The following is a 6,852-nucleotide window of genomic DNA, read 5'->3' on the forward strand; positions in this document are numbered from 1 at the left end:
GGCGGCGGATCGCGCCGAAGACTGGAGGTTTACCGGGTCCGGCTGTGTCCTGATGGACGGCGACGACCAGTGGCCGGGAGGGCGACGCACGCTCTGCCGCCCCCGCGTGGAATGAGGTTTCTGCCATGAGCGACGCGCTGACCAAGGACGATATCGTCCAGGTACTGTCCACGGCTGAGGGATTCTTCCCGTCCAGCGTGCTGTTCGCGCTGATGCGGCTCGGCGTGCTCGGCCGGCTGGCCGAGCATCCCGCCACCGCCGCCGAGGTGGCCGGCGACCTGCGGTCCGAGCCCGAGGCGCTCACCCGGCTGCTGAACGCCGGGGTGATGATGAACATCCTGGAGTACCGCGAGCCCGGGATCTTCGCCGTCACCACGCCCTACCACTCGATGCTGGTGCCCGGTGCCGGCCCGTTCTTCATGGGCGAGTGGGTGCTCAACCTCGAGTACTTCCGGGACGCGCTCTCCCGGCTCGACCAAGCGGTCCTGACCTCGAAGCCGCAGGGCACGTACGTGGACGACGCGCGCGGCGAGCGGGAGCACACCCGTCTGTTCACCAAGGCCATGCACAACTACGCGCTGTTCGCCGGCCGTGAGCTGGCCGGCTACCTGGAGACCTCGGGCTGCCACAGCCTGCTGGAGATCGGCGCCGGGCCCGGCACCTACAGCTTCCATCTGGCCGAGGCCAACCCGGAGTTGTGGCTGACCCTGGCCGACCTGCCGGAAGTGCTGGAGATCGCCCAGGAGATCGAGCCCTCGTTCCGGATCGCGCAGCCGGTCACGTATCTGGGTGTCGATCTGCGCACCGACACGATCGAGGGCGAATACGATCTCGTGCTGCTGTCCAACACCCTGCACATGCTCGGTGAGGAGGCCAGCCGCGAGCTGCTGGCCTCGGTCCTTCCACTCGTCAGCCCCGGCGGCTCGGTGGTCGTGCAGGCTCAGTTCCTCGACGAGGACAGGCGCGGTCCCCGCTGGCCGGTACTGCTCGACCTACTACAACTGTGCATCACCGACGCGGGCCGCAACCACACCGTCGCCGAGACCCGGACGTGGCTGACGGACGCGGGCTTCCAGGACGTCGAGTACGTGGAGTTGTCCGCCGACAACGTCAACGGCTTCATGCGGGCGTGGAAGCGCTGACCGGTGCCGTACGGCAGGACGAGCCGAGCGAGACGAAAGGGGAGCGCGTGTGGGCGCGCGAGGTGAAACCGACGGGCGGCGACGGATCCTGTGCGCGGCCGACACCGGCCGCAATCATGTCAACCCGCTGATCGCCGTGGCCGCCGAGCTGGCGGCGCGAGGTGTCGAGGACCTGTGGTTCGCCTGCGGCGACAAGTACCGGGCAGCGGTCGAGGCGGTGGACCACGCGGCCCCGCCGCGGTTCGTCCCGCTCTGCCCGGACAGGCCCGAGCAGGATCCGGCCACCTGGTCCGACGCGGAGCTCGGCCGGGTGACGACCTCCTCGCCGCTGCGCAATCTGGCCGCGGTCATCGACCTGAACCTCGACTTCGAGCATCGGCGCCGGCAGTACCTGCGGATGCTGGAGATTGTCGACGCGGTACGGCCGACGCTGGCCGTCGTCGATCTGTTCTCCTCGTGGGCGATCGACGCACTGACGATGCGGCGGATTCCCTACGTCGCGCTCTGCGCCGAGCTGGCCAGTTCGGTCTACTTCGACCGGCTGCCGCGCAGCTACCCCACGCCGATGTCCGGCCTGCGCCGGGAGATGTCGCCGGCTCAGCGGGTGCACAACGTCGCGTTCCGGATGGGCCGTCGGCTGGTCGGCTTCCGGCCCGGCAGCCTGCGCGGGAACCTCGCCTTCTACCGCAGCCGGGTCGCCGAGGGGCAGTGCAACCCGGAGTCGAAGCTCTCCCAGTACGCGGACGAGGCGATCGCCGTGTTCTCGTGCTCCGTCTTCGGCCTCGAATATCCCTTCCCGCGCATCCCGGCGAACCTGCGGATGATCGGCACGATGCTCGGTCCGCGCTCGGAGTCCGCCGCGGACCGCAGTGTGCCGGCCGACTGGCTGGACCTGCACGAGTCCGTCGTCTACGTCTCGTTCGGCCCTGTCATGCGGCCGAGCGCACAGCAGGTCGAAGCGGTTGTGCGGGCAGCTCGGCGGATCGCGCCGGTGCATCAGGTGCTGTGGGAGCTGCCGCAGCCGCTGCACCACCTGCTACCGCCCGACCTGCCGGGCAATCTGCGGGTGGAGTCCGAGGTCCCCTCGCGGCTCGACACGCTGGCGCACCCGCATGTGCGGGTGTTCTTCAACCACGGCGCGGCCGACTGCGTGCACGAAGGGCTCTACTTCGGCAAACCGCAGTTGGTGCTGCCGTTCTGGATGAACGACGTGGACAACGCCGCGCGCATCCGCGACTCCGGTGCCGGGCTGGCGCTCACCCGCCGGCAGAACACCGACGGCCGGCTGATCGCTGACCGGCTGCGACTGCTGCTCAGCGAACCCTCGTTCGGTGCGCACGCGCGTGAATGGCAGGGCCGGCTACGGGCGGCGGGCGGGTCCGCCGCAGCCGCGGACTCGATCGTCAAGGCCCTGGACCGGATCGCCTGCAACCCGGCGTGAGGGCGCGAGCGTATCTACGGATTTCCCGAACTCATGGCCCTTACCTTTCGGTGAGGGTCGGCAAGCAAGCCAAGGAGGCACCTTGTCCACAGATCCGCTCGTCATCATCGGCGCCGGCGTCATGGGCACCGGAATCGCGGCGCTCGCCTTGGGCCACGGCATGCCGGTCGTGCTCCTCGACGTGAGCCCCGCAATCCTTGACCAGGCGCGCCGGCGGGTGCGCCGGTCGCTGCGGCACGGCCGGCTCATGGGCTCCTTCCCGGCCGACCGGCCGGACGGCGCGCTCACCACGGTGGAAACCCTCGGCGCCGACCTGCGGCCGGTCGCGGTGATCGAGGCGGTCACCGAGGACGCGTCGACGAAGGTGAAGACGCTCACCCAGTTGTCGGAATTCCTCCCGCCCGGCGTCCCGCTGATCACGAACACCTCCTCGATTCCGCTCTCGGAACTCGCCGCCTCGCTCGGCCGCCCGGCCGAGCTCGTCGGTGTGCACTTCATGAACCCGGCGTATCTGGTGGAGATGACGGAGCTGGTGCGCGGCAGCCTGACCGACGAGGCGACGGTGACCGCGGCCACCGCGCTGCTCCGGAGCTGGGGCCGGCGGGTCGTGGTGGTGCATGACGCGCCGGGCTTCGTCACCAGCAGACTGCTGCATCCGATGATCAACGAGGCCGTGCGGCTGGTGGGCGCCGGCACCGCGGGCGTCGAGGAGGTGGACGCCCTGATGGAGGGCTGCCTCGGACACCGCACCGGTCCGCTGGGCACCGCGGACCTGATCGGCCTGGACAATCTGGCCGACTCGCTGCGGGAGCTGGCGCAGCGTACCGAGAACCCGAGTTATCAGCCGTGCGACCTGCTGCTCTCCAAGGTCGCACAGGGTCACCTCGGCCGTAAGAGCGGCCGGGGCTTCTACGAGTACGGAGATGTGCTGTCGTGAGCGAAGAGGCGAAGAGCGAATCGCCCGCCGACATCGAGCAGGAGATCCAGGACTTCCTCTCCGGCCGGCTCAAGACGGCCGTGCCCAGGGACCAGGACCTGTTCGAGAGCGGTCTTGTGACGTCGATGTTCGCGATGGAGCTGGTGGTCCACCTGGAGGCGGCCCACGGCGTGTCGATCATCGGCGGCGATCTGCGGCTGGACAACTTCCGCACGGTCGAGCGGATGACACAACTGGTGACCCGGCTGAGGACCCCGGTGAAAGTGTCCGATGGCTGAGAAGTTCGCCGAACTGTGCGCCGAGGTCGACACGCTGGAGGCCGGCCGGGCGGCCGACTGGGACCGGGCCGGGCTGCTGCCGGAGTCGGTGCTGCGCGAGCTGGGTGCCCAGGGCCTGCTGTGCCCCGAGGTGCCGGCCGACTACGGCGGGCAGGGCCTGTCCAGCGCGGTGGCGGGCGAGTTCACCGCGCACGTGGGCAGCCGGTGCAGCTCGCTGCGCAGCGTGATGACCTCGCAGGGCATGGCGGCGTGGACGATCGCCCGGATGGGTTCGCCGGCGCAGCGTGAGTCTCTGCTGTCGCGACTGGTCCGCGGGAAGCTGGCCGCTGTCGCCTTCAGCGAGCCGGACGCCGGCAGCGACCTGTCCGCGATGAGCACCCGGATCCGCCGGGACGGGGAGCAGATCGTACTGACCGGGCAGAAGGTCTGGACGACCGCGGCCCGTTACGCCGACATGGTCGTCGTGGTGGGCCGGCTCGAGGACGAGACCGGCGCCGCCGTGGTGGTGCCGGTGGACGCCCCCGGGGTGACGGTCCGTCCGGTGCCAGGACCGAGCGGCTGCCGCGCGGCCGGCCACGCCGACGTACGTCTGGACTCGGTACGACTGTCGGCCGACGCGATGCTCGGCAGCGGCGGCCAGCCGCTTTCGCTGCTGTGCACGACCGCGCTCGCCTACGGCCGGCTCTCGGTGGCCTGGGGCTGTGTCGGAATCCTGCGCGCCTGCCTGAGCGCGGCGACGGAGCACGCGGCGACCCGCAAGCAGTTCGGCAAACCGCTGGCCGAGCATCAGTTGGTGGCCGGGCATCTGGCCGAGCTGTACACCTATGAGCAGGCGGCGAGCCGGGCCTGCGAGCACGCCAGCCGATGCTGGGACGCCGGCTCCGTCGACCTGGTGATGGGCACGGTGCTGGCCAAGTACGTCAGCGCCCGCGCGGCGGCGCGCGGTGCCGCCCTGGCGGTGCAGGTCACCGGCTCGGCCGGCGCCCTGGAGGGGCACGTGGTGGACCGTGCGTACCGGGACGCGAAGCTGATGGAGATCATCGAGGGCAGCAACGAGATCAGCCAGTTGATGCTGGCCCGGCACGTCGTGGCGACGCGGCGCTGAGAGTCCCGGAGGACCCGGTGAGCGAACAGCCGACCATGGTCAAGTGTGTGGTGTGGGATCTGGACGGGACCCTGTGGCGGGGCACACTCGCCGAGGGAGATGAGGTGCGCCCGTTCGAACGGGCGCGGGAACTGGTCGAGGAGCTGGACCGGCGCGGCATCCTTCAGTCGATCGCCAGCAAGAACGACTACGACCAGGCGTGGGCCGCGCTGGAGAGGTTCGGGCTCGCCGAGTACTTCGTGCTGCCGCAGATCGGCTGGGGGCCGAAGTCCGCCTCTGTGCGGGCGATCGCCGACGGCCTGACGTTCGACGTGGGGACCATGGCGTTCGTGGACGACCGGCCGACCGAGCGCGCCGAGGTGGCCTACCACCTTCCGCGGGTGCGCTGTTACGACGCAGTCGAGGACCTGCCGCGGCTGGCGGAGCTGCCGGAGTTCAGCCCCGTACAGGTGACCGCCGACTCGGCGCGCCGCCGGTCGATGTACCAGGCGGGCTTCCGGCGCACCTCGGCCCAGGAGCGTTTCGCCGGCTCCGACGAGGACTTCCTGCGCACGCTGGATCTGCGTATGGAGATCCAGCGTGCGGGCGAGTCGGACCTCGCGCGGGTCGAGGAGCTGACACTGCGCACGAGCCAGATGAACGCGACGGGAGTGCACTACTCGCTCGGCACGCTGCGCGAGCTGATCGCGGATCCACGGCACGAGGTGCTGATGGCCACACTGGAGGACCGGTTCGGCCCGCACGGCGCGATCGGCATCCTGCTGCTGGAGCGACACCGCCAGGTGTGGCGCCTGAAGCTGCTGGCGACCTCGTGCCGGGTCGTCTCGCTCGGCGCCGGGGCCACGATCATCAACTGGCTGATCGACCAGGCCGCGCGGGCCGGTGTGCACCTGCTGGCGGATTTCCGCAGCACCCCGCGCAACCGGATGATGGAAGTCGCCTACCGGTTCAGCGGATTCACCGCCGAGGTGTGCGACTGCGCGGACACGGTGCCCGGCGCGCGAAGCCCGGAAGGTCTCGTATGCCTGCATCTCGTGCCGGAGCGGCAGCGACTGCTGGACGGGGCGGTCAGCGTCAGCGCCCCCGACCTCGCGCAGCCGCTCGCCGGACGCGCGTGACCGGCTGACGCGCCGTCCGGGTCGGGGACAGCGGCGGAGGCCATGGGCCGTCTCGCCGCCGGTTCCCGGCCCGGCATTTTTTCAGGCTCGGACAACTCGGTTTCGGACGGCCGTCGGCCGCTTCCGCGCCAGCGTCACGCCGTCGGCGATCGGCAGCAGTGAGATGTCGACCCGGTCGTCCTTGAGCAGCCGCGTGTTCAGCTCGCGGACCGCGGCGACCTGGGGATCCGTGTCGGCCGGGTCGACGACGCGGCCGAAGAACAGCGTGTTGTCCACGACGATGAGCCCCTCCTCGCGGACCAGCGCGAGCGAGAGCTCGTAGTACACCGGGTAGTTCTGCTTGTCGCCGTCGATGAACACGAGGTCGAACGATCCCGGCCCGTACTCGGCGAGCAGTTTCTCCAGGGTGTCCGTGGCGTGGCCGATCCGCAGGTCGATCCGGTCGGCGACGCCGGCGCGCTCCCAGTACGCGGCACCGATGTCCGACCACCGCCGATGGAGTTCGCAGGTGATCACACGGCCGCCCGGGGCGAGCGCACGGGCCATGCACAGCGCGCTGTACCCGGTGTAGGTGCCGATGTCGAGCACTCTGCGGCCGCCGGTCAGTCCGACCAGGAGCGCGAGGAACTGGCCCTCCTCGGCCATGACTTGCAGACTGCCGCCGGCCGGCAGCGCCCCGGTCTCCTCGCGCAGTTGCCGAAGGATCTCGTCCTCGCGCAGGGACACCGCTCGCACGTACGCGTGCAGTTCGTTCGAGACGTGCTGCTGATCGGCCATCAGATGACTCCCGTCATTCGGAGTTCCAGCAGGGTCGGCAGGCCCGAGCCTGCG

7 protein-coding genes are annotated in these 6,852 nt (G+C 70.2%); 6 read left to right on the plus strand and 1 reads right to left on the minus strand.

What is annotated here, in order from left to right:
- The first annotated feature begins 125 nt into the window (after window positions 1–125).
- From OG329_RS03060 to OG329_RS03085, 6 genes are all read left to right on the plus strand, one after another.
- The gene (locus OG329_RS03060; protein WP_405792555.1) at window positions 126–1,142 is read left to right on the plus strand and encodes a methyltransferase; all 1,017 of its coding nucleotides are present in this window, start codon (window positions 126–128) and stop codon (window positions 1,140–1,142) included.
- 49 nt (window positions 1,143–1,191) lie between these two features.
- Complete coding sequence (locus OG329_RS03065) at window positions 1,192–2,583, plus strand: glycosyltransferase (protein ID WP_405792556.1); 1,392 nt, start codon at window positions 1,192–1,194, stop codon at window positions 2,581–2,583.
- An 82-nt stretch (window positions 2,584–2,665) separates the two neighbouring features.
- Window positions 2,666–3,520, plus strand: a complete 855-nt coding sequence (locus OG329_RS03070) for a 3-hydroxyacyl-CoA dehydrogenase family protein (protein ID WP_405792558.1) — start codon at window positions 2,666–2,668, stop codon at window positions 3,518–3,520.
- Complete coding sequence (locus tag OG329_RS03075; protein WP_405792560.1) at window positions 3,517–3,798, plus strand: acyl carrier protein; 282 nt, start codon at window positions 3,517–3,519, stop codon at window positions 3,796–3,798. The genes OG329_RS03070 and OG329_RS03075 overlap by 4 nt, the downstream gene beginning before the upstream one ends.
- The gene (locus OG329_RS03080; RefSeq protein WP_405792562.1) at window positions 3,791–4,903 is read left to right on the plus strand and encodes an acyl-CoA dehydrogenase family protein; all 1,113 of its coding nucleotides are present in this window, start codon (window positions 3,791–3,793) and stop codon (window positions 4,901–4,903) included. Before OG329_RS03075 ends, OG329_RS03080 begins: the two co-directional genes overlap by 8 nt.
- Before the next feature lie 35 nt (window positions 4,904–4,938).
- Window positions 4,939–6,021, plus strand: coding sequence for an HAD-IIIC family phosphatase (locus tag OG329_RS03085; RefSeq protein ID WP_405801624.1), 1,083 nt, complete (start codon window positions 4,939–4,941; stop codon window positions 6,019–6,021).
- A gap of 81 nt (window positions 6,022–6,102) precedes the next feature.
- Here the strand turns inward: OG329_RS03085 and OG329_RS03090 are convergent, their stop codons facing one another.
- Window positions 6,103–6,798 carry an O-methyltransferase gene (locus OG329_RS03090; RefSeq protein ID WP_405792564.1) on the minus strand — a complete coding sequence of 232 codons (696 nt, stop codon included), beginning with the start codon at window positions 6,796–6,798 and terminating at the stop codon, window positions 6,103–6,105.
- Window positions 6,799–6,852: the final 54 nt, after the last annotated feature.

This window comes from Streptomyces sp. NBC_01506, assembly GCF_045040295.1.
GTDB lineage: Bacteria > Actinomycetota > Actinomycetes > Streptomycetales > Streptomycetaceae > Streptomyces.